The organism is Paraburkholderia sp. RL17-373-BIF-A (assembly GCF_046030175.1).
GTDB lineage: Bacteria > Pseudomonadota > Gammaproteobacteria > Burkholderiales > Burkholderiaceae > Paraburkholderia.
On sequence record NZ_JARESO010000244.1, the window covers coordinates 1 to 1,597 of the forward strand.

Genomic DNA, 1,597 nt, shown 5'->3' on the forward strand with positions numbered 1-1,597 from the left:
CCAGGACCATGCAGTCTTGAACACTCTCCATGTTGCAGCATTCGGGCCGCGAATCGCTTTTCGCCCGGCATGCGGTCGGCCAGATTCACGAGCACCAGTTCCTGCAGGCAAGGGGCTTTGTGCAGTACCGCTTGCACCTTCTGCCAAAGGTCAGTTCCTGGGAACGGCGCCAGGGTTATGAGCACGCTCGCGCATGAAGCGTTGAGCAATTCACCGATAGCTTCGCTCTCAAGCAACGGATTGATCGCGCAGACGATCCCGGCAGCTTCCCCGCCCCAGATCACAAAATGCGTTTCAGGAAGGTTGGGCAGAACGTATGCGACAACTGAGTCGCGCTGTACTCCCAGGCGTGCAAGCATGTTGGCGGTTCGCGTGACATCGTGCACCAGTTCACTATACGTCCAGCACTCGGCATTCCTGTAGTCGTCGGCCGTTGCAAAGAACGAAAGTGCGGGCGCAGACGGATTGAGGGCCGCGCCCCGACAGATCATCTCGTAGGTGCCCGACGGGAGATCCGCTGGCTGCCCCTTCGTTTCAATGGCAAGGACATCGTGTACGTTTGCGACGCCTGTCATGCTGCCTCTTCCACGACGACGTTACGCTGTACGCCCAGATTGATCGAGCGGTCAGAGCTGGCGATATACGCCTCCACGACGTCACCAACCCGCAGGTACTGTGGCCTCTCCTCCTGCATCTTCAGGAAGAGACGCCATTTTTCCGCTTCAGGCAGCTGCGCCGCGGCGCGCATCTTTTCCGGCGACGGAATGCTCAGCGCACAGCCGGACGGCGTCCCGGTCGCGAGCAGGTCGCCAGCGCGCAGGTCATGTATGCCGGAAAGCTCCGTCAAGGTCTCTGCCGGGCCGTAGACGAGACCCGCAGTGGAGTCATTCTGGCGGACAGTTCCGTTTACCGTCAGCGTCAGCACAAGCTCCTTCAGCTTCGGAATATCCTGTTTCTCCAGCAGGCAAAGGTAAGGGCCGACAGGGCCAAAAGTGCGATAGCTCTTGCCCTTGTAGAACTGCATCTGCGGAATCTGGATGTCGCGCGCGGAGTAGTCGTTCACGATCACGGCGCCGGCGATGTAGTCATGCAGGTTGTCGTCGGTGACGGTCTCGCGGGACGTAACGTCGCGTTTGAGGACGAGACCGAGTTCGATCTCATAGTCGAGGAACCGGACTTCATTTGGCTTCACGACGGCCGAGTCGGCTGGAACGATGCAGCTCGTCGCCTTCGTGAAGATCATGTTGAATTTCTTCACATCCGGGTCCATACCGGACTCGATCATATGCTGGCGATAATTCGCGCCCTGGCAGATGAACTGCTGGGTGGCAGTCACGGGCGACAACCATTGGACCTTCGACTCGGGAATCGTCGGACCGTCGAGCACCAGCAGCCGTTCAACCGGATTGGCCTCGATAAACTCGGCGGTCGACCTGAATTCGCCGGGAATCGGCGTGATAGCGCCATTAGCGACCACGCCCCACTGGGCGCGGCCTTGATGCAAATAATGCAGAACGTGAAGTGCCATTTTTCGATCTCCGGATTCTATGGAAGGGATTGGTTCAGGCGAAAAGCTTTGCCAGCGAGCGCAGCTTGC

Annotated in this window: 2 protein-coding genes; both read right to left on the reverse strand. The window is 58.9% G+C overall.

The genetic code is table 11. The features are described 5' to 3' along the window. Window positions 1–575 (reverse strand): AMP-binding protein (locus P0D80_RS50030; RefSeq protein ID WP_408296132.1); only part of this gene is annotated, 575 nt, incomplete at its 3' end. Further along, window positions 572–1,528: a fumarylacetoacetate hydrolase family protein gene (locus P0D80_RS50035; protein WP_408296135.1), complete on the reverse strand. Its 957-nt coding sequence runs from the start codon at window positions 1,526–1,528 to the stop codon at window positions 572–574. The genes P0D80_RS50035 and P0D80_RS50030, both read right to left, overlap by 4 nt. Window positions 1,529–1,597 lie beyond the last annotated feature (69 nt).